Genomic DNA, 18,961 nt, shown 5'->3' on the forward strand with positions numbered 1-18,961 from the left:
TTTTTCCTTGTCCCATTTTACTGGGTCACTTCAATCCTACCCATCAAGGTTTTTTGTAGCTACTATGACTCAAAAGCTGTTCTTTCTGGAAATATGCCACCTTCTCTTACAAGGCAAACTGCCAATCTTTGAGCAGCTCGATCAAAATAAAACTTAGAGGGAATATTTTGATCTGGTAAACTTTCTAACTCTGAAAACTTCCTAGTTATTTTATTTAACTCAATTTTACCCATAATCTCTTCATTAGGTCCGAATTTGTAAACCACAGTTTCATCATCTTCATATTCTTTTAATAATAAAACATACGAAGCCAATTTTACTCCTCCTCTGGTGGATACCACGGACGCCCAGATTCAATTGTTTTATCATGTGCGGTCCTGTAATCCGTTTTGAATATTCCTTCAAATTTTGATTCAAAAAGTTCATGATTTAACAAATCAATATCATTCTTGATATAAGTACCTTTTTGAAGTCTATCCCAAGCTTGCGCAATTTGATAATCTGGATCAAAGCGTCCAATTCCATGTTCTTTTATGTGCTCTTTGATAAATAAATGCTCCTTAATTCTTTGTATTCTCTATTCGGTCATTCCTGTGTTTTTAGCGATAGACTGGACATCAGTTTTGGATTTTCTAAAAGATTCATACATCTCTTCTGCTTTATCAAGTTTCTTTAGATATTCATCAATTGAAAGTTCCCTGCCACCAGTTTGTACATTACCCGTACCCTTAGTGCCAAGTTCACCGCCATCGTTGCCTGCTTTACTTCCGCCTAAATTTACCCCCGTCTTCTCACTTAGATAAGCTCGAACTTTATTCTCCAATCCATTGGTGTTCTCGACCGGAGTCTTAACGTTCCCAATCCCTTCCATGGCCAATCCCATTTGCCGGTCAGGGATTGAATTTTTCAGATTGGTCAGGGCGTTGTCTACGAACCGGCCGGCTTTCAGTGCACTGTTTGCGCTTTTGTTTTTCAAATGGTGCGGGATTTATTATCAATCATGCCTTTGCCCCATACACCGAGACCGATCAGGTCGCCAATGCCTTTCTTCGTCTTTTCCCATTCAGAAGGGATATACCTTGACATTCACTGCCTTCATGCCTCCGATTGAAACGAAATGGATTCCAACATGTGGAACAGCTTTTTGTTTCATTATAAGAGAAAATATGAAACTTTTGGTAAACAGGAAGAAAAAAAAGGAATTTTAAGTAAAAAGTACCAATCATTTTTCAGATCATGTTCTTATTTTAGATCGTAGGTACCGATCGAATAGACCTAAACCAATTTTTCCAGAATGAAACGTTAAAAATATGGTCTCACTCTTCCTTCAATTGAATGAGAAGGGAATGAGCCGGATGTTTACTTTATTAAAACAGATGGGTCAGGTAAAATGGTTGATACAACATGGATTTCATTGTCGGCAGGAAAACTTTGGAACGTCTGTTTTAAAGAAATAAAAAAGAGTCGTCGACCCCCAATCGTGCAAAAATCCCCGGGGATCGACGACTCTTTCAACTCTTTATTGAGCGCAAGCAAATCAAAGGTTTGATAAAAATTCCACTTTTCGTTAAAATAAAAATAACCAGTCAAGCATTAAAAATGAAATGCTTATTTAACAACGTTTTTTTGGGGTTTTTATCTTAACTATGAGGAATTGAAACATGGACACGACAGCACCGAATAAATCTACGGCCATTGGTTTTTATCTTAACTATGAGGAATTGAAACCGCTCCACCATAGCAACACTAAAATAGCCCATAAAATCGTTTTTATCTTAACTATGAGGAATTGAAACTATTCGAGTAGCTTTTCAATGATCGGAAATTCTTTCCGGTTTTTATCTTAACTATGAGGAATAGTAACATTGTGATGTAATGTTACTGAAAACCTTGATATATTAGGGGTTTAAAAAGGTAGTTGCCGTCCCTTTTTCGAAGTTGGGGACGAATTGGGGACGGTTTCTATATATTTGATTTCGGGAGGCGTTGGAACCGGTCAAACTCCTGTGCTGCCCGTTCTTCCATGCTCTTGGTCACGTGGCTGTACGTGGACAAGAGCGTTTTTTCATTTGCATGTCCAAGCCGTTCTGCTACAGCGCGGGCTGTCAGACCTTGCTCGAGCAAAAAAGTAGCGGAGGTATGGCGCAGGGCATGCAGTTTAATATGTCGAAACCCGTTTTTCTTCAAAAACTCCCGCCACCAACGTGTAACATAGTTGGGGTGATAGGGTAGACCGTCTCCTTTATGGAAAAGAAATTGTCTTCCTTCCGGAGCTTTCCACTTTGATCCTGCTGTCCAACGTTGGAGTTTCCACTCTTTTGTAGCGTACTCTTTCAATTCTTCCATATACCATGCGGGCATTTTGACTTTTCGGACGGATGAACGGGTTTTGGGAGCCTTGATGAGGTATTCCCGATCAATTTTCATTGGGATGTTTTCATCAATCAATATACTGTTGTCCCCAAAGTCGCAATCTTGGATCTCAAGCGCAACAATCTCTCCGCGTCGGAATCCGCCCAAAAACGTCCCCAAGATCAGGAGCCACCAGACGGTAGGTTGCTGGTATAGCGCATCGATGATCTCCATGATTTCGGGTTCATCGTACACCTCGATCTTCGTTTCCGGCTTCTTCGGCCAGCGTACTCCGTCACATGGATTCTGGGCAATGAATTTCCACTCTACCGCAATGTTCAAAACATTGCGCAAAACTTTCAAAATGTCTCGCTGTGTACCATTTCCTAGTGTACCTGGCTTTCCGTCTTTCCTCGCCTCAGGTGTTTTCAGGTACGCTAGAAAATCAACAACGTGCATGGTCTGTATGTCGTCTAATCGCATATGACCGAAACGCGGTATAATGTGTGTGGCAAGGTGCTGGTCATACACGACGAGTGTGGAAGGGGCCAGGTTGTCCGGATCGGATGCGAATTTCGGCCGCCAATGCTTGTCTACAAATTCTTTGAAAGTTGTTTTTTCCGGTTTGATGTAGGTGCCGGACAACACCTCCTGCTTGAAGATGGCCAGTTGATCCTCAAGGTAATCCTGGAGTTTCTTTTTCGTTCTTAGCAACGCTTTGTCTTCAATTGTAATGGTCTTGGATGGTCGATTCCGCCGACCATCAGGATGATACCCTAGATCGACACGTAGCCGCCACGAATTTTCCCCACGCTTTTCGATACTTCCTTTCATAGCAATAACAATTCTCCTTTCATAAGAATATATGTTCGGTCTAAAAAATATATATGAACAGCCTTGCGGCTGGAAAGCGCAAAGTTTACTCAAACATTTCAAGTACGCCCAATGGCTCAAAACACACAGTATAACTCTCAACAGAGACGCATAAACCGTATTTCTCTTGATAACGCTTAATCGCTGAATTTAGGAAATCTTCAGTCACTCCGAGATATTCAGCAAGCTCATATCGATTACGAATTCCGTTTTTGTGGGCTTGTACAATTTTTTGTAATGGAACAAGACGTTCGTATGCCCAAGTGCGAGCCAGAAGCTCTTGTTTGCGATTCGATATTTTAGACTGATCCAAAATGTTGCCAGAGGATGTGTGGTAGTGTCCTAATTCTTCAGCCAGGATGCAGGCTTTTTCGTCATTAGTAGGGATATTCTTGTTTATCCAAATCACTTTATCGGAATACAACCCCTTGATAGTCGGTGTCATCGGCTTTTCGTAAGTGTCTATACCATGCTGTTCTGCCTCCCGCAGCAAATTTTCGTATACCATGACATCACTCCTGGCGTTTTCTTTTGGACCTTATAAATTCTTTAAAGCGTTCAATTTCCTCTAATTCTTCTTCGGTCCAATCCTCATCACCGTCGTGGTGAGCAGCTATTGTGGTTATATTATTGTTTTCATCCTTAATCCCTACTAAATAATCCGCAGATACATTGAAATAGTCGGCAAGAATTCTTATGTTTTCCATTTTCGGATCAGCAGTATCATTTTCATATCGAGAAATCATACTCTTGCTAATGTTTGTTTTGTAAATTTTATTTAATTCTGTCACTAATTCTCCAATGCTTAAATTTTTACTCTTTCTTAGCTTTTTAATTTTCTCTCCGAAAGTGCTCATCTTCTATTCACATCCTAAAAAATATTCCTTCTACGGGAATATTTTATAATACATGTTCCACAAACGCAACATTTTTAATAAAAATAATACCGAAAAAGGAACAAATTTTATTGACACTGAAAATAAAAAGGAGTATATTTAAATTGTTCCTAAAACGGAACGATAAAAGGAGGTGATATTGAATGACGAGGAAAAGGCAACCTTACAATAAGATAAAAGCATTTCTAGTAGAGAAAGGAATAAAACATAAAGATGTAGCTGAATTACTTGATATGACACCAAACACAATTAGTAAGAAATTAAATGGATTCGGTGGCGATTTCACTTTAAGTGAAGTCAAACGACTTCATAATGGGTTTAGAGTTCCAATCGAATATTTTTTTGAACCAAACGTTCCTAAAAAGGAACAAAAAAATTCATGGAAGGAGGTGCGGACATGACATCTTTAAAAACCGAAATCTGGAACAGTCGCCAAATTCGGTTTGTAGAAAAGGACCCGGGCGATTGGTGGGCGGTCGCTAAAGATGTAGCTGGTGCTTTGGGTTACCGAATGGCTTCTGACATGACACGGCTTATGGATAATGAGGAAAAGGATACGCACATTGTGCGTACCCCTGGAGGAAATCAAGAAATGATCGTTATTTCTGAAACAGGAATCTATGAAGCAATATTCAACAGCCGGCGTCAGGAAGCAAAGGCGTTCAAAAAGTGGGTCAAACAGGTAATCAAACAACTCCGCCAGTCTACCGGCCTTGAAGGCTTCCAAATATTCCGCATGCTCGACAAAGAGCACCAAAAAGAAGCTATGCGCAAGCTCAAAGAATCTTTGGAGAAACCGGTTCGGGTAGATTTCATCAAGGCAAACACAATCGCAAACAAAGCTGTGTCCTCCATGTATGGATACCCGAAGATAATTAAGAAAAATGACATGACGCCAGACATGCTTGTTAAGCGGCAGCAAGTACTTGAAGACACAGTAAACCTGATGGCTTTGGTGAAAAAGTTCGGCCTTGAGCTGTCTGTTAGTAAAACAATCTATAACAAATACATGATCAGCTGATAAGGAGGATAAATCATGGCTCCTGAAAAAGCGTTCGCTGCCATCATTGCTGACCTGAAAGAACAGCTCAAAACTGAGCTGCTCCAAGAGTTGCGAGCGGAGATGAATCTTTCACCCGATCGCACACTCACATTTTCAGAAGCATGCGAGTATCTGCACATGTCTGAATATACCTTGCGCCGGTTGTGCCGAGAAAAACGCATCCCACATCGGGTACACGGTGCGGACGGCAGCAAGAACCCCCGGTATTTGTTCAGCAGCAGCAGGCTCGATCAGTGGATCCGTGAACAGGAAGAAAAGAATTATGTGGAAGGGAGGTGAAATCCAAATGACATTCGGTGAAATGCTAGCTTGGACCAATCGGTTCAAAGAGATTTTGAGACAAGAGCCGAGCCACTGGCGAGACGTACGCCTAGCAAATCTCATGACGGATTTGGAGCAAGCATACGGAATACCGTCTTTGCGAAACGAATCGTTTGAAACAGCAAACCCGTTCGTGATGCAGCTTTATCGAGCGGTGTCAGAAGCACGGAGTATTTGAGGAGGTGAAAAAATGAAAACCGTATACGTGGATACTGCAGCTGAAAACGAAGCTTTGAGTGTGGCGCTCAACGTCATCTCAAACCAATACCCAGAATCAACGCTAGAAATCGTCGACCAAGAGACCAATTATCCTCTCACAAGATTCCAAGTATTAGCAAAAAATGGCTCATATAGTATTGTGGATTTGTTTGTTGTCGACCTTATCCATTTTGGTGAGAATGGCAAAGTCAAGCTTTATGTTGCGGTTATTTTGAGAAAGGGTAATGAGTGATGGCGGATTTCGATTGTCAAGAAAGAACAGAAGAAGAATGGGCTGAAATGGTTAGTGATTTACTTCTCAAAAACAAACAGTATGAAACAGCAATCAAAGAAGCACTGGAACTGATGGAATACGGTGGTCCTGGAACAAGGTCAAAAGTGAAATATGTATTAGAGCAAGCATTGGAGGGAGACAAATGAGTGTATGCTTCTCCGCTAGCCGCTTGATGAAAGTTTCAGAGGTTCGTAGATTGTGCGAAGAAATACGCGAAAATCCGGCATTGTTGCTGGCAACTGAATTGAGAGCGAAAAAATTATTATACCAACACTTCTGGAAAAAGAAAAAAAGCCCGCTATGAAGCGGACCAAGAAAAACACCTATTAACTTTTAATATATCACAAGAAAGGAGAGATATCATGCCGATCCAAATCACGATTTCAGCTGAAACAGCTGAAGAAACTATGAAACTAATTCAAGAGTTAGCGGATACCGTTTTTAAGACGCAACGAGTAGATGTTTCACCAAAAACAGAAGTCTCAACTTCTGAAACTGAGTCTACTAAACAAAAAACGAAACCTCAACCCCAAAAACCAAAGGCTCAAACAACGCCAGATGAACCAGTCCCTTCCATTGTAGAGCTCCGGGCTAAAGCTCAGGAGAAGGGTAAGACTCCGGAAGGCAAGCAGGCGATTAAAGCTCTTCTCCAAAAATACGGATGCAAGTCCATCTCTACCGTTCCAGAAGAAAAACGAGCCGAGTTTATGGCGGAGGTGGAGGCGCTGTGAGCCAGGCACATGCTGAACGGGATCATGCTCTGCTGAGTGCATCCCAGGCCGAACGGTGGTTGAATTGTCCTCCTAGCGCAAGGCTTCAAGAAGGCATTCCAGACAAAACCAGTGAATACGCAGCGGAAGGAACCACGGCGCATGAGCTGTCAGAGACTCTCTTGCGCCGGCGGATTTTCCCATGCAACTCGAAACAACGGGAAAAACTTGAGAAACGGTTCGAGGAAATCAAGACCAGCAAGTACTATAACGCTGAAATGGAAGAAGCGATTCAATGGTATGTAGACTTTGTTTGCGAACGATTTCTTACAGCTAAATCCCGATCCCGTGATGCTGTTGCCCTTCTGGAAGAACGTCTTGATTTTTCAGAATGGGTACCGGAAGGGTTTGGAACGGGCGACGTGGTTCTGATCGCGGATGGAGTGATGGAGATCATCGACCTAAAGTATGGGAAAGGTGTGCCGGTTAGTGCCATTGGCAACCCTCAAATGAGACTTTACGCCCTGGGAGCCTGGGCATCACACCACTGGCTGTATGATATCCGTGAAGTGCAAATGACGATTGTACAGCCCCGCTTGGATAGTATCAGTACGGACACGGTTCTAATTGAAGAACTACTTGAGTGGGGAGAAAACACCGTTAAGCCGGTTGCCGCTCTGGCGTGGGAAGGAAAAGGGGAGTTTAAAGCCGGAAATCACTGCCGATGGTGCAAAGTAAAAGCTACTTGTCGGGCGAGAGCTGAAGCGAACATGGAAGCGCTGAAATACGAATTTCAAGACCCGGCACTGCTCAGTCATGAGGAAATAGGCTCCATTCTGTTCATCGCTGATCAGCTCAAGGCATGGGCAAAAGATGTGGAAGAATATGCTCACGAACAAGCACTGAAAGGCGAGAAGATTCCACAGTGGAAACTAGTCGAAGGGCGATCGAACCGCATCATTACGGATGAAGAAGCGCTAAAGCAGCGATTGCGTGAAGCTGGATTTAAGCTGAAAGATATTACGGAGACGAAACTACTAGGCGTTTCTAAACTTGAAAAAGTAGTCACTAAGAAAAAGCTGGCTGAAATTGCTGGAGATCTCATTATTAAGCCCCAAGGGAAACCAGTCTTAGTACCTGAAACTGACAAACGACCAGCGCTCAATAGCATTGAACATGAATTTGCAAATATTGATATGGAGGTTGATCAATGATGATCGATAACAACGCTACAAAAGTGATTACAGGGAAGGTGCGCCTATCATACGTTCATGTATTCCAGCCCCAATCGATTGATGGTGGGGAAGAAAAGTATAGTACCTCTATCCTTATCCCTAAAGAAGATAAAGAAACCTTGCGGAAAATCAAAACCGCTATTGAAGCAGCAAAAGAACTTGGTAAGAGTCAGTGGGGAGGCAAGATTCCGGCTAACTTAAAACTACCTCTACGGGATGGAGATGAGGAGCGGCCAGATGATGAAGCCTATGCAGGCCATTACTTCATCAACGCTAGCAGCAAAACAAAACCAGGGATTGCCAAACCGATCGGTAAGACTCCTGATGGAAAAACAAAATTTGAGGAGATTACGGACAGTACGGAGGTTTATAGCGGTTGCTACGCCCGCATCAGTATCAATTTCTATCCTTTCAACAAAAACGGGAATCGAGGCATAGCTGTGGGGTTAAACAATATCGTAAAGGTTCAAGACGGTGAACCACTAGGCGGTCGTGCCCGACTAGAGGATGAGTTTGCTGAGATTGAATTCGATGACGTTCTGGAAGATGATGACGACTTTTTGCAATAGAAAAGTAGAGAAAAAGAAAAGGGGCCTCGCCCCTTTTCTTATAAGTAGGGAGGGAGACCTTTGAATCTGAATGAGTATCAAAAACTGGCCGGGCGAACGGCAAATCTTAAAGACGAAGCTTTGACAAACTTTGCACTCGGAGTTGCTGGGGAAGCTGGTGAGGTAGCGGACCTAGTTAAAAAACATGTTTTTCATGGTCATCCATTAGAACGTGAGGAGATGATTAAGGAGCTGGGGGATGTACTCTGGTATGTCTCTCAATTAGCCGCTTGGATGGGCATTGAACTGAACGAAGTGGCTAGAAAAAACATTGAAAAACTCATGCTTCGGTATCCTAACGGATTTAGTAAAGAAGCTAGCCGGGAGAGAGCGACATGACCATCTTGCAAATCGACATTGAAACCTATTCTAGTGATGATCTCACTTCTTGTGGCGTTTACCGCTACGTTGAGGCACCAGATTTTGAGATCCTATTGTTTGCCTACGCTTACGATGATGATCCTGTTCAGGTAGTGGATTTGGCAACCGGGGAGAAATTGCCGGATCAAGTCTTGCAGGATCTGACAAACCCAGAAATCATAAAGACCGCTTTCAATGCGAACTTTGAGCGGACGTGTATAGCGAAACACTTTGATATTACATGCGATCCGCGTCAATGGCGATGCACGGCGGTATGGGCCATGACTTTGGGGCTGCCCGGTTCCCTTGAGAAAGTAGCTGAGGTACTCAAGTTGAAAGCAAAAAAAGACACCCGTGGCAAAAACCTGATCAAGTATTTCTCTGTGCCATGCAAGCCCACTAAATCAAATGGCCAACGAACCCGAAACCACCCACACCACGATCCAGAAAAGTGGCAGCAGTTCAAAGAATACAACCGACAAGACGTGGTGGTGGAACGGGAAATCAGACGGAAATTACAACGCTTCCCAGTACCAGACCATGAATGGAAATTATGGGCACTGGACCAAAAAATCAATGACCGGGGGGTTAGACTAGACCCGGCACTATTCAAAGCGGCTATTGAGTGTGACCGGCAGTACACAGAACGGCTAATAGCCGAAGCCAAAGAGATAACGGGGTTGGAAAACCCAAACAGCGATGTTCAACTAAAAACGTGGCTTCGTGAAAACGGCTTGGAAACCGACAGTCTAGCCAAAGAGCATATGGCGGATTTAATTGAACAGGCACCGGATGACGAGGTGCGTCGAGTGCTGGAGATCAGGCAGGAGTTAGGGAAGACAAGCGTGGATAAGTACAAAAAGATGGATGAAGTAATTTGTCAGGATGAGCGAGCACGGGGACTGCTCCAATTCTGCGGAGCCAATCGTACCTGGAGATGGGCAGGGAGGTTGATCCAAGTTCAAAACCTGCCTCAGAACAAATTGGAAGACCTGGCTTTGGCCAGGGAAGTTCTCAGAAGCGAAGACTTTGAACTACTAGAACTGTTATACGGCCCACCACCGTTCGTGCTGAGCCAGCTGATCCGCACCGCTTTCATCCCATCCCCCGGCTGCCGATTTATTGTTAGCGACTTCTCTGCCATTGAAGCACGGGTAGTGGCCTGGCTGGCAGATGAAAAATGGGTGTTAAACGTGTTCCGTGACCACGGCAAGATCTACGAGGCCACCGCAGCTAACATGTTCAAAGTCCCATTTGAAACGATTGTGAAGGGCCATCCCAACTATGAGCTACGCGCAAAGGGAAAAGTAGCGACATTGGCTTGCGGATATCAGGGCGGCCCGCAAGCATTGATCGCGATGGGTGCCCTGAAAAGCGGAATCCCGGAGGAAGAACTGCCAAGGTTAGTCCAGCAATGGCGCGATGCTAATCCAAACATTGTCCGACTTTGGTATGACGCAGAAGAGGCTGCAATCAGTGCTGTTCGTCAAAAGACAACGGTGAAACTGGCTCACGGCGTCAAATACCGATATGAAGCAGGTATCCTGTTTGCTGATCTACCCAGCGGCCGAAGCCTGGCCTATGTCCGGCCACGAATTGAACCAGATCCGCAGTTTGGCAAAGACGGCCTAGTATATGACGGCATGGACCAGGTGAAGAAGAAGTGGAAACCGCAAAGAACTTACGGTGGGAAACTAGTGGAAAACCTGGTTCAGGCCATCGCACGGGACTGCCTGGCGGAGAGTTTGAAACGGTTAGACAAAGCCGGGTACGACATTGTGATACATGTGCATGACGAAGTTGTGCTAAACGTCCCGATCGGAACCGGATCCGTTGAAGAAGTGGCCAAAATTATGAGTGAACCAATTAATTGGGCTCCTGGATTGCCTTTGACTGCAGACGGTTTTGAATGTGAGTTTTATCGAAAGGACTGATGATAATGCTTACTTACGCAACATTCATGAGGCACGCGGAAAAAGTGATCAAAACGGTTAGCGAAAACAGACCGGAACTAAAAGGCGTATATCATCACCCGGATGGATCGTTAGTGGTGACAGACGCAAAAAGAATGTACAAAGTATCAGGGATTGAACATAACAAACCGTTAGGCTCTGTATATACGACGAAAGGTCGAAAGCTTGAAACTCCTTACCCGAATGTGGATCGGCTCATGAAGGATGATCCGGTATATCAACAAATTGATCAGGTATATCAATTTAAAACAACAGAACTACTACAAGCTGTTGATTGCGTGAGCTGCATTCCTGTTGCTTTAAAAGAGACACCGGTTTTGTTTTTTAAAGGAAATCGGCTTGCTTGTTACTACAAAAGCGGGGAACGGGCTTCCTATTATTTACCGGTATCATTTCCAGATCGTTTTGCAATCAACGGGATGTTTCTATTAGACGCACTCAAGCTGTTGAAAGCAGTGAAATGCCGAGAGTTTTCATTTATTTACCAAGCAAAACTAAGGCCGATCTTTCTTAAAGCGGAAAATATTACGATCTTAATCGCACCGGTAAAAATTTAGGAGGGGTCCTAATGCTAAAGCTTATTAGCGGTAGTTTCGAAGATTTAAAGAAAGAAATGAAGTTGTACCTTGAAAACGTCAATCAAAAAATTCAAGCCCTTGAAAAAGAACGGAGACGGGCTGAATTCGAAGATCAAATGAAAGAGCTGCACAACTTAAAGCGGATCTACTCACTTTCTAAAGTGCTACCAGTGCGGATCGAAGGAATCGTTATCAACTATAAACTTTATAAAGCGTTTATGAAAAAGCTAAAAGGCTTTGAAAAACACACCGCGGTGCTCTGGGACAGACTAGAGATTCATTATCGAGAACCAAAAACTAAGAACAAAGGCACTTTAACTTTACTAGATTTAAGTTCTTATTTTCGTGATTTCAAACACATTCCGATTGCAGAAATGGAGGAAAAAGAGATTGAAACCAGTGCGTCTATTTGAATACGAAAACGGCACAGTGCGGTACAATCCTGCGCTGTGTCCAAAATGTAAAAACTTCACGGGCGATACGTGCCGGATACATGTCTCGAACGTCGAACGGCAGACAACAATAACACAGACGTATTGTATCAAGAAGATAGACTTCAAGAATCCATATAAGCAGAAAAAACGATGCGATTTGCAAGAACGTCACTCTGAGCCATTTTACGCACAACGTTTAAATGAGATATAGACAGTGAATTTATACAAGGATGTGTGTGGGGGGGTGGACATCATCGAACTGGATATCAGTTTTGGAAAGCATCGGGCAGATACGAACTGGAAGCCGGAATATCTGACGTGGGATGAGTTTGTGGAAAGACTTCGTAAAATACGCCGCACATCTGAAACCATGGCCGAGTACGACCGCATGAGTAATATTGCCAAAGGCAAAATCAAAGACGGACCGGCTTTTGTGGGCGGGTTCGTCCGCAGCGGCCGGAGGAAAAAGCAGAACATCGACTCCCGCAGCCTCATCACGCTAGATGCTGATCATGCGGATGATGATTTTATCTTTATGGTCGAATTGGTGTTGGGTGGCCATGCTTACGTCATCTACTCGACCCACAGCCATCGGCCGCATCATCCAAAATACAGACTAGTCGCACCAGCCAATCGATCCATGAGCCCGGATGAATACGCTGCCGTAAGCCGGAAAATCGCAGAACATATTGGTATGCAATATTTCGACAAAACCACTTTTGACGTCCATCGGCTGATGTATCTGCCGTCCTGCTCAAAAGACGCGGAACCGGTTCAGAAAATATACGAAGGCGATCCCTTAGATGTAGATGAGATTTTGAACCAATACAAAGATTGGCGAGATCCCAACCAGTGGCCACGGCATCCGAAGGATGATTCCCTGCAACGGGCCACAAGCAATAAGATGGAAGACCCCCGGAGCAAACCGGGAGTGATCGGAGCATTTTGTCGGTGCTTCACGATCAGTGAAGCCATTGCCCGTTTTCTCCCTGACAAATATGAACCGGTAGATGACAGTCTGACTCGATATACCCACGTCGGTTCAACCGGTTATGGCGGACTTGTGGTCTACGATGACGACACGTTTGCTTACTCCCATCACGAAAGTGATCCAATCGGTGGGCGGGAGGTCAATGCTTTTGATCTAGTACGGATCCATAAATTTGGACACTTGGATGACCAGGCAAGTGAGAAAACGAACATCACCAAACTGCCTAGCCATGTGGCGATGGAACGTTTTGCTGCAGGGCTTCCCGAAGTGAAGCGGCTCATTATGGATGAGATTCAGGAAGAATTTAACGAGGACGAAGATGAGGATGATGACCAAGACGACAGCTGGAAAGAAAAGCTGGAACTACATCCAAAAACCGGTCTCCCGCTTCCTACAGCCGCAAATGTAGAGTTGATCTTGTCAAACGGGATTTGGAAAGATGTTCTTGCTTATGACGCCTTTGGTAACGCTGAGGTGATCTTGAAGCGGTTGCCATGGCGGGATCGGTTACGGACGCATAGATCCTATGAGCCCTGGTTAGGGGCTGATGACAAGCGTTTGCAGCACTGGTTTGCCAAAACGTATGATATCAATTCGGCTCGGATTATACAAAACGCTTTCACGGAGGTGGTTCATAGGAACATGTTTCACCCTATCAAATCGTTCATTGAATCACGGGAATGGGACGGAGTCGAAAGAGCAGAGGCAATATTTATTGATTACCTGGGGGCTAAGGATACCCATTATGTTCGCCAAGTCAGTCGGAAAATGCTTCTGGCCGCTGTCACCCGGTTGTATGAACCGGGATGCAAATTTGATCAAATGTTAGTTCTGGTTGGGCCACAAGGCGCCGGGAAAAGTAGTATACTTGCAAAACTGGGGCAAGAGTGGTTCTCAGATTCTTTGCGGACGTTTGAGAACAAAGAGGCTGGAGAACATCTGCAAAACGCCTGGATTTTTGAAATTGGAGAGCTATCCGCTATGAAGAAGTCAGAAGTAGAGGAGGTCAAAGCCTTCTTATCAAAAACTGAAGATCGCTATCGGGTAGCTTATGACCGCCAGGTGTCCGATTTCCCACGAAAATGCGTGTTCTTTGGAACAACAAACACTCGAGAGTTTTTGAGAGACACCACGGGGAACCGCCGTTTTTGGCCGGTGGAGATTAGGCCGGAAAGGGCCCAATATAGCCATTGGGAACATTTAACCAAGGAACGTGTACAGCAAATTTGGGCGGAAGTATTGAGCTGGTACAAGGCGGGTGAACCTCTGGAGCTGGATAGCGAGGCAAGGAAGGAAGCAGAACGCCAACAGGCTGCACACATGGAGAGCGATCCACGTGAAGGCTTGATTCAGGAATGGCTAGAATCCGAAGAACTTGATGAACTGGATCGCCCAACGGGTCGCCGTCGGCAGCGGGTCTGTGCCGCCCAAATATGGGTGGAATGCCTGGGCAAACGGCGTGGCGACATGAAACCTTGGGATGCAAAAGAGATTTGTGAAATCATGCGGAAAATGCCTGGTTGGGTTGAACGCAAAGGGCGAGCCAAAGTACCTGGCTATGGGGTCCAAACCGTCTTTGAGAGAGTAGATCAAGGGTTGCAGTAAGACGTTGCAGTAAACGTTTTTTACTGCGATCACTGCAACCGGAAAAGTTACAGGAGTTGCAGTAAGGTTGCATTAAAATTTGATTTACTGCAACCGCCAAAAACCTTGATGTAAAAGGCTTTATAGGGTGTTTGTTGCAGTAGTTGCAGTATTTTCTATAAATAAAAGATTTATATAAAGAGCATATAAACGCTTATATGCTAAACGTAAATTAACGCATATACGCGCGCGCGCGTAAACTTCAGCAACCTAACATGAGGTGAATGCATGCCGTGAGAGAAACAGACATTGAACGACATCTGGTCCGGGAAGTGGAACGGATTGGAGGGAAGGCGCCGAAATGGGTATCTCCAGGAAACCGAGGGGTACCGGACCGAATCGTGATCCTACCTAATGGTCGATTGGTGTTCGTCGAGTTGAAAAAACCAGGAGGCCGAATGGGACCACTTCAAAAAAGATGGGCTGAGATTTTGAAGGGAATGGGCCACCAAGTTTACAAAATTGATTCGATTAAAGAGATTGATAGATTCATAGATAAGGTAAGTAAAGAGGTGAGTAAAACTGAAATATAAGCCACATAAGTATCAGGAATATGCTACTCAACGGATTATTGACACGCCGTATATCGGCCTGTTTTTGGAAATGGGCTTGGGAAAAACCGTGTCAACTCTAACAGCTATTGATCTGCTGTTGAATGATTACTTTGAGGTAAATAAGGTGTTAGTGATTGCCCCGTTACGGGTCGCCAACGATACCTGGCCCAGGGAGATAGAAAAGTGGGATCATTTGAATTATCTTCGCATCAGTAAAATCTTAGGAAGTGTCGATCAACGGCGAAGAGCATTAAAAGCTGATGCGGATATTTATGTCGTTAATCGAGAGAATGTTGTTTGGTTAGTTGGAGAGCTAGGGGGGAAATGGGACTTTGACATGGTGGTGATTGACGAGCTGTCTAGTTTTAAAAACCACAAGTCTAAACGCTTCCGGGCTCTTAGACGGGTCAGACCGATGATGAAGCGGGTTGTCGGATTGACCGGTACACCTGCGCCCAACGGGCTAATTGACTTATGGCCACAGATCTACCTTTTGGATTTAGGGGAACGATTAGGAAAAACCGTCACCGGTTACCGAGATCGATACTTTGTCCCCGGAGAACGTAACGGTCACACTGTGTATAAATGGCGAGAGAAAAAAGAGGCTGAAGAGCGTATCTATGATGCCATTTCGGACATTGTCGTCAGTATGAAAGCCGAAGACTGGTTGGAGTTGCCGCCAAAGATTGAAAGAACCTTGCCTGTCAAAATGTCCGAACAAGCCTGGAAACTGTATAAAAAACTGGAACGCGAATTGTTGATTGAGTATGAGGATGCGGATGTTGTCGCCCAAACGGCTGCCGTACTGTCAAACAAATTGCTGCAGATGGCATCTGGAGCCGTATATGATGAGCTGCGGGGAATCAAACGTATCCATGATGCTAAGCTGGATGCCCTAGAGGATATCATTGAGGCGGCCAATGGAAAGCCGGTGATGGTGTTCTATAATTATCAGCACAGCTTAGACCGGATCCAGCAACGCTTTCCAGAGGCCAAGGTGTTACGGAAGGGAAAAGCGGGCAGCGAGGATATCACAGCTTGGAACAATGATGAGATACCAATCCTTTTGTTACATCCTAAATCAGCAGGACACGGTTTGAATCTGCAGGAGTCCAGTTGCCAAACGGTAGTATGGTTTGATCAAATATGGAGCTTGGAGGAATATATGCAGGCCAATGCCAGGGTACATCGGCAGGGTCAAACAAGAAGTGTTGTGATCATGAGGCTTGTGGCAGAAGGGACAATGGATGAAGATGCAATTGAGGCTATAGAACAAAAGGAAACAGGCCAAGAGGCCTTGATGCAGGCAGTGAAAGCTAGAATTGAAAAAGCGAAAGAGGGTGAAAGAGTATGACCATGCTATTGATAAAGTGTACCATCAGCTTCCAGATGAGTATAAAAAAGTTGGTGAAACTAAAATATTGGACAAAGTCACAACGCAACGTTTAGGTGGATGAACTGAAAAAATTTAACCCATGAGAGCTTCATAAGCTTTAAAATCATTTATTAATTATTTTATTTATATTCGTAAATATGCTTTGAAATTGGGATTTGTTAATTAAAGACAAAGAAAAAAATACTGATATTTTTTCCGAAATAAAGAAAATACCAGCATTTTTCTCATTTACCTTCAGTATTAATTTATTTTATTTCTGCAGGCCTTTGGCTTCTAGAAGAAGCCGGGCCTGCGTATCATCAGTTTGAATCGGACGTTTGGCCCGAAAAAAGTATAAACAACTGTCAAAAAAGTTGCCTAATATATTTGACGATAGCCATTAAAGTGTCTTTGCTTAGAACAATTATGATAAATAAACACTTCAATGCGATCATCTCCTTTCAGAATATAAAGAGATGATACGCTCTTGACGTCCTAATTTTAGATTATGCAGTTTACTTAAAAAAATAACATCAAAATAAAAACGCCGAGATCTCTCCCGGCATGCATACCCAACTCCATTTTATCACACTGGGAGGGGTCTTTGTGAGATTAAAAGAACTTAAAATTAATCCTAGTACTATGAGACTAGAAATTGATATAATGGAACAAAAAGGAAGCTTTGCCATCGTTGTTTGTGATGGGAAGGCGAAAATTACTGAATTACCACCGTATGGGGAAACGAAGATTATCACTCATCAGGGCAAGGTGAAAAGGGTGAAGTTTGATGAGGGGGAAGAGTTTTAGGAGGGAGAACTAATGTTTTTTTGTGAAATTAAGATACTAAAATCTGCTAATGGAATTGAAAAAATTAAAGTAAAAAAGACTCACAACGGAAACCAACTATCTAAATTTACTATTAGAATAGGTGATGAATTGGTAGTGAAACCACACAATAAATTAAAACTTAAGCATAGGGATCGAAGGGTACAAGTCCTAAATTTTACTGAGCATGATAGGTTTGGCCTAAGAGCCAGAGTGAAATTTTTGGACAATAATAGGTATGGGTTTGTAAACATTGAAGATTTAGAAGAATTAGTGTAGGTATACGGTGGTTGTTTCACGAGGGGGAAGAGTTTTGAGAAAAAAAGAAAAACGAATGAAAAAGGTTAACGGTCTATTTGGACATATCAATCTTATTATAAGAAACATTATTTTGTCTTTTTATTTCTCATTACTTATAGTTGCTATGATTTTGCTTAATCCCTTTTTTGTTTTAGTAACATTTATTATTATTTTTCTTTTGTACTACAATTATCTTAAATATACCGACAAGTTTCATATACGTCCTATAAAATATGAGGAGCTTAAAACATATTATGGAAAAAAATTGATTCACTATACAAATTATTTAGATGATGATGCGATTAATAATTATCATCTTACGGGTAATATAAGATTAATTGGAAATGGTAATGCAAAAGCGAACTACAGAATGAAATGCAAAGATAAAAGTAAAAAATTTGTATGGTTTCACGTTGAAGATTCTATAAACAAAAATGAGCCCGAACTAGAAAGTTTTTTACAATCTCACTTATTTGAATCGAATCCAAGAAAGTATAAAATTGTTGTTAATTTTGAAGATGTTTTAGATTTTCCTTTGTTTATCAATCCAGTTAACGGAAATATTTTAGTTTATGGTGATGCAAATGTACCTGGAATACTATATAAAGAGTTTGTTTGGTATACTAAAAGACTCTATATTAAATATATACTAAAATACTCTTTTATAATTTTTTTGCTTTATTTTCCTTTAAAATATCACGACTTCATTGGAACAATGATAAATAAAAGGAGAAAAAGATGATGCTTGTTCTACCAGCCCTCTGGAGGACACTGAATGACGCTTAGGCGTTGTTTGGTGTCCTTTTTTGTTTGGAATCAATCAAAGAAAGGAGAATGATCATGATTGATCTAATCCAACAATATAGTGACGCTTTGAAGCAAGCTAGAAAAATGTATAAAACGGCCAATGACGAGGATAAAAAAATCATTTCCGGTATGATTTCTGATTTGGTATATTCGTTGGAATGGATGAAAACAAGTAGAATGCCAGGGAACAGAAGAGGTATTGAGCGGAGAGCAGCTTATCAAAGGGAAAAACCGTTTGATCCGTTACTAATGCAAAGATATTTCAGAAGTACAGATGAAGATGTTTATGAGTGGGATGATCATCTGCAAGAACATAAAATTGATGAATGGGATCGTCAGCGAATTGAAGACGCTTTGTCCGTTCTTACGGAGAGAGAACGAGAAGTATATTTGATGTCCAGAGGCCATTGCTTATCATACGGTCAAATCGCAAACTATTTATGTATTTCAAAGGGAGCCGTCCAAACAATGATTGAACGTGCGGAAAAGAAAATAGCTGAAAGAAAAACTGAGAGCCTCTTCTGCTTATGCGGATGAGGCTTTTATTCAATACTAGATACAAAAACAAA

At 42.9% G+C, this 18,961-nt stretch carries 26 protein-coding genes; 21 read left to right on the forward strand and 5 right to left on the reverse strand.

What is annotated here, in order from left to right; all coding sequences use genetic code 11:
* Positions 1 to 62: 62 nt before the first annotated feature.
* From FB379_RS10205 to FB379_RS10225, 5 genes are all read right to left on the reverse strand, one after another.
* The gene (locus FB379_RS10205) at positions 63 to 314 is read right to left on the reverse strand and encodes a hypothetical protein (protein ID WP_066249310.1); all 252 of its coding nucleotides are present in this window, start codon (positions 312 to 314) and stop codon (positions 63 to 65) included.
* Between the two features lie 263 nt (positions 315 to 577).
* Positions 578 to 871: a hypothetical protein gene (locus tag FB379_RS18780; protein ID WP_242009317.1), complete on the reverse strand. Its 294-nt coding sequence runs from the start codon at positions 869 to 871 to the stop codon at positions 578 to 580.
* Positions 872 to 1,962: 1,091 nt separating this feature from the next.
* A complete protein-coding gene (locus FB379_RS10215) occupies positions 1,963 to 3,186 on the reverse strand; it encodes a tyrosine-type recombinase/integrase (RefSeq protein WP_144597893.1) in 1,224 nt (407 codons plus the stop codon).
* An 85-nt stretch (positions 3,187 to 3,271) separates the two neighbouring features.
* Positions 3,272 to 3,733 (reverse strand): ImmA/IrrE family metallo-endopeptidase, encoded by a 462-nt coding sequence (locus FB379_RS10220; RefSeq protein ID WP_144597895.1) that lies wholly within the window; start codon positions 3,731 to 3,733, stop codon positions 3,272 to 3,274.
* 4 nt (positions 3,734 to 3,737) lie between these two features.
* On the reverse strand, positions 3,738 to 4,082 hold the full coding sequence (locus FB379_RS10225; RefSeq protein WP_144597896.1) for a helix-turn-helix domain-containing protein: 345 nt from the start codon (positions 4,080 to 4,082) through the stop codon (positions 3,738 to 3,740).
* Positions 4,083 to 4,264: 182 nt separating this feature from the next.
* Between FB379_RS10225 and FB379_RS10230 the strand changes: the two genes are divergently transcribed.
* The 21 genes from FB379_RS10230 (at position 4,265) to FB379_RS10330 (ending at position 18,929) form a co-directional block, all read left to right on the forward strand.
* Positions 4,265 to 4,522: a helix-turn-helix transcriptional regulator gene (locus tag FB379_RS10230; protein ID WP_144597898.1), complete on the forward strand. Its 258-nt coding sequence runs from the start codon at positions 4,265 to 4,267 to the stop codon at positions 4,520 to 4,522.
* The gene (locus FB379_RS10235; RefSeq protein ID WP_144597900.1) at positions 4,519 to 5,142 is read left to right on the forward strand and encodes a BRO-N domain-containing protein; all 624 of its coding nucleotides are present in this window, start codon (positions 4,519 to 4,521) and stop codon (positions 5,140 to 5,142) included. The genes FB379_RS10230 and FB379_RS10235 overlap by 4 nt, the downstream gene beginning before the upstream one ends.
* A gap of 15 nt (positions 5,143 to 5,157) precedes the next feature.
* Positions 5,158 to 5,463, forward strand: coding sequence for a helix-turn-helix domain-containing protein (locus FB379_RS10240; RefSeq protein ID WP_144597901.1), 306 nt, complete (start codon positions 5,158 to 5,160; stop codon positions 5,461 to 5,463).
* A gap of 7 nt (positions 5,464 to 5,470) precedes the next feature.
* The gene (locus FB379_RS10245; protein ID WP_144597903.1) at positions 5,471 to 5,683 is read left to right on the forward strand and encodes a hypothetical protein; all 213 of its coding nucleotides are present in this window, start codon (positions 5,471 to 5,473) and stop codon (positions 5,681 to 5,683) included.
* A 12-nt stretch (positions 5,684 to 5,695) separates the two neighbouring features.
* A complete protein-coding gene (locus FB379_RS10250; RefSeq protein WP_144597905.1) occupies positions 5,696 to 5,956 on the forward strand; it encodes a hypothetical protein in 261 nt (86 codons plus the stop codon).
* A complete protein-coding gene (locus FB379_RS10255; RefSeq protein WP_144597907.1) occupies positions 5,956 to 6,144 on the forward strand; it encodes a hypothetical protein in 189 nt (62 codons plus the stop codon). Before FB379_RS10250 ends, FB379_RS10255 begins: the two co-directional genes overlap by 1 nt.
* On the forward strand, positions 6,141 to 6,302 hold the full coding sequence (locus tag FB379_RS18575; RefSeq protein WP_199757338.1) for a hypothetical protein: 162 nt from the start codon (positions 6,141 to 6,143) through the stop codon (positions 6,300 to 6,302). Before FB379_RS10255 ends, FB379_RS18575 begins: the two co-directional genes overlap by 4 nt.
* A 58-nt stretch (positions 6,303 to 6,360) precedes the next feature.
* A complete protein-coding gene (locus FB379_RS10260; RefSeq protein ID WP_144597909.1) occupies positions 6,361 to 6,729 on the forward strand; it encodes a hypothetical protein in 369 nt (122 codons plus the stop codon).
* The gene (locus FB379_RS10265) at positions 6,726 to 7,922 is read left to right on the forward strand and encodes a DUF2800 domain-containing protein (protein WP_144597911.1); all 1,197 of its coding nucleotides are present in this window, start codon (positions 6,726 to 6,728) and stop codon (positions 7,920 to 7,922) included. Before FB379_RS10260 ends, FB379_RS10265 begins: the two co-directional genes overlap by 4 nt.
* On the forward strand, positions 7,919 to 8,512 hold the full coding sequence (locus FB379_RS10270) for a DUF2815 family protein (protein WP_144597912.1): 594 nt from the start codon (positions 7,919 to 7,921) through the stop codon (positions 8,510 to 8,512). The genes FB379_RS10265 and FB379_RS10270 overlap by 4 nt, the downstream gene beginning before the upstream one ends.
* A 60-nt stretch (positions 8,513 to 8,572) precedes the next feature.
* Complete coding sequence (locus FB379_RS10275) at positions 8,573 to 8,890, forward strand: nucleoside triphosphate pyrophosphohydrolase family protein (RefSeq protein ID WP_144597914.1); 318 nt, start codon at positions 8,573 to 8,575, stop codon at positions 8,888 to 8,890.
* Complete coding sequence (locus FB379_RS10280) at positions 8,887 to 10,845, forward strand: DNA polymerase (RefSeq protein WP_144597916.1); 1,959 nt, start codon at positions 8,887 to 8,889, stop codon at positions 10,843 to 10,845. The genes FB379_RS10275 and FB379_RS10280 overlap by 4 nt, the downstream gene beginning before the upstream one ends.
* A 5-nt stretch (positions 10,846 to 10,850) precedes the next feature.
* Entirely contained in the window at positions 10,851 to 11,441 is a 591-nt protein-coding gene (locus FB379_RS10285) for a hypothetical protein (RefSeq protein WP_144597918.1), read from the forward strand.
* 11 nt (positions 11,442 to 11,452) lie between these two features.
* A complete protein-coding gene (locus FB379_RS10290) occupies positions 11,453 to 11,875 on the forward strand; it encodes a hypothetical protein (RefSeq protein ID WP_144597920.1) in 423 nt (140 codons plus the stop codon).
* Between the two features lie 271 nt (positions 11,876 to 12,146).
* The gene (locus FB379_RS10300; RefSeq protein WP_144597960.1) at positions 12,147 to 14,492 is read left to right on the forward strand and encodes a virulence-associated E family protein; all 2,346 of its coding nucleotides are present in this window, start codon (positions 12,147 to 12,149) and stop codon (positions 14,490 to 14,492) included.
* 263 nt (positions 14,493 to 14,755) lie between these two features.
* Positions 14,756 to 15,064, forward strand: a complete 309-nt coding sequence (locus FB379_RS10305) for a VRR-NUC domain-containing protein (RefSeq protein WP_422386929.1) — start codon at positions 14,756 to 14,758, stop codon at positions 15,062 to 15,064.
* Entirely contained in the window at positions 15,054 to 16,439 is a 1,386-nt protein-coding gene (locus FB379_RS10310; protein ID WP_144597926.1) for a DEAD/DEAH box helicase, read from the forward strand. The genes FB379_RS10305 and FB379_RS10310 overlap by 11 nt, the downstream gene beginning before the upstream one ends.
* A 627-nt stretch (positions 16,440 to 17,066) precedes the next feature.
* Positions 17,067 to 17,267 carry an XtrA/YqaO family protein gene (locus FB379_RS10315; protein ID WP_144597928.1) on the forward strand — a complete coding sequence of 67 codons (201 nt, stop codon included), beginning with the start codon at positions 17,067 to 17,069 and terminating at the stop codon, positions 17,265 to 17,267.
* A 12-nt stretch (positions 17,268 to 17,279) separates the two neighbouring features.
* Entirely contained in the window at positions 17,280 to 17,564 is a 285-nt protein-coding gene (locus FB379_RS10320) for a hypothetical protein (RefSeq protein ID WP_144597930.1), read from the forward strand.
* Positions 17,565 to 17,598: 34 nt separating this feature from the next.
* Entirely contained in the window at positions 17,599 to 18,327 is a 729-nt protein-coding gene (locus FB379_RS10325) for a hypothetical protein (protein WP_144597931.1), read from the forward strand.
* A 98-nt stretch (positions 18,328 to 18,425) separates the two neighbouring features.
* Entirely contained in the window at positions 18,426 to 18,929 is a 504-nt protein-coding gene (locus FB379_RS10330) for a sigma-70 family RNA polymerase sigma factor (RefSeq protein ID WP_144597933.1), read from the forward strand.
* Positions 18,930 to 18,961 lie beyond the last annotated feature (32 nt).

The organism is Aeribacillus composti, from assembly GCF_007827555.1.
GTDB classification, from domain to species: domain Bacteria; phylum Bacillota; class Bacilli; order Bacillales; family Aeribacillaceae; genus Aeribacillus; species Aeribacillus composti.

Excerpts from the sequence above, each read along its gene's own strand:
- FB379_RS18780 (WP_242009317.1), bottom strand. The coding sequence starts at position 871 with ATGGAAGGGATTGGGAACGTTAAGACTCCGGTCGAGAACACCAATGGA.
- FB379_RS10215 (WP_144597893.1), bottom strand. The coding sequence starts at position 3,186 with ATGAAAGGAAGTATCGAAAAGCGTGGGGAAAATTCGTGGCGGCTACGT.
- FB379_RS10220 (WP_144597895.1), bottom strand. The coding sequence starts at position 3,733 with ATGGTATACGAAAATTTGCTGCGGGAGGCAGAACAGCATGGTATAGAC.
- FB379_RS10225 (WP_144597896.1), bottom strand. The coding sequence starts at position 4,082 with ATGAGCACTTTCGGAGAGAAAATTAAAAAGCTAAGAAAGAGTAAAAAT.
- FB379_RS10230 (WP_144597898.1), top strand. The coding sequence starts at position 4,265 with ATGACGAGGAAAAGGCAACCTTACAATAAGATAAAAGCATTTCTAGTA.
- FB379_RS10235 (WP_144597900.1), top strand. The coding sequence starts at position 4,519 with ATGACATCTTTAAAAACCGAAATCTGGAACAGTCGCCAAATTCGGTTT.
- FB379_RS10240 (WP_144597901.1), top strand. The coding sequence starts at position 5,158 with ATGGCTCCTGAAAAAGCGTTCGCTGCCATCATTGCTGACCTGAAAGAA.
- FB379_RS10245 (WP_144597903.1), top strand. The coding sequence starts at position 5,471 with ATGACATTCGGTGAAATGCTAGCTTGGACCAATCGGTTCAAAGAGATT.
- FB379_RS10250 (WP_144597905.1), top strand. The coding sequence starts at position 5,696 with ATGAAAACCGTATACGTGGATACTGCAGCTGAAAACGAAGCTTTGAGT.
- FB379_RS10255 (WP_144597907.1), top strand. The coding sequence starts at position 5,956 with ATGGCGGATTTCGATTGTCAAGAAAGAACAGAAGAAGAATGGGCTGAA.
- FB379_RS18575 (WP_199757338.1), top strand. The coding sequence starts at position 6,141 with ATGAGTGTATGCTTCTCCGCTAGCCGCTTGATGAAAGTTTCAGAGGTT.
- FB379_RS10260 (WP_144597909.1), top strand. The coding sequence starts at position 6,361 with ATGCCGATCCAAATCACGATTTCAGCTGAAACAGCTGAAGAAACTATG.
- FB379_RS10270 (WP_144597912.1), top strand. The coding sequence starts at position 7,919 with ATGATGATCGATAACAACGCTACAAAAGTGATTACAGGGAAGGTGCGC.
- FB379_RS10280 (WP_144597916.1), top strand. The coding sequence starts at position 8,887 with ATGACCATCTTGCAAATCGACATTGAAACCTATTCTAGTGATGATCTC.
- FB379_RS10285 (WP_144597918.1), top strand. The coding sequence starts at position 10,851 with ATGCTTACTTACGCAACATTCATGAGGCACGCGGAAAAAGTGATCAAA.
- FB379_RS10290 (WP_144597920.1), top strand. The coding sequence starts at position 11,453 with ATGCTAAAGCTTATTAGCGGTAGTTTCGAAGATTTAAAGAAAGAAATG.
- FB379_RS10305 (WP_422386929.1), top strand. The coding sequence starts at position 14,756 with ATGCATGCCGTGAGAGAAACAGACATTGAACGACATCTGGTCCGGGAA.
- FB379_RS10320 (WP_144597930.1), top strand. The coding sequence starts at position 17,280 with ATGTTTTTTTGTGAAATTAAGATACTAAAATCTGCTAATGGAATTGAA.
- FB379_RS10330 (WP_144597933.1), top strand. The coding sequence starts at position 18,426 with ATGATTGATCTAATCCAACAATATAGTGACGCTTTGAAGCAAGCTAGA.